A 433-nucleotide genomic window follows, 5' to 3' on the forward strand; every position below is an offset into this window, starting at 1 on the left:
GCACCTCGCCCCGCCCCCCCGGACGAGCGCCGACGACGACCGGCCCCGCCGGTGAGGACCTTCGGCGCGGCGTGGGGGAAGGACCTCGGCCTACCGTGGAGGTGCGGTCGGTCGCCACGGCCCGCCGAGGGTTCACCGAGGACCGGTCCGGGACCGCCCGCCGCGCACCGACCGGTGCGCGCGGCCCGACGGACGAGGTGAGGACGATGAAGGCGGCGCGGTACCACGGCAAGGAAGACCTCCGGATCGAGGACGTCCCGGAGCCCGAGACCAGGCCGGGGACCGTGAAGATCCGGCCTGCGTGGACGGGCATCTGCGGGTCCGACCTGCACCTGTATCTCGAGGGCCCGTTCCCGCCCGCGCCGTCGGAGACCGAGCCGCACCCGCTGTCGGGCGAGACGCTGCCCGTCGTGTTCGGGCACGAGTTCTCCGG

General features: G+C 75.3%; 1 protein-coding gene. It reads left to right on the top strand.

What is annotated here, in order from left to right; genetic code table 11:
• Positions 1 to 206 precede the first annotated feature (206 nt).
• On the top strand, positions 207 to 433 hold a 227-nt coding region (locus G3I78_RS48740), incomplete at its 3' end, for an alcohol dehydrogenase catalytic domain-containing protein (RefSeq protein WP_164437079.1).

The organism is Streptomyces sp. SID13726, assembly GCF_010548375.1.
Classification (GTDB): Bacteria; Actinomycetota; Actinomycetes; order Streptomycetales; family Streptomycetaceae; genus Streptomyces.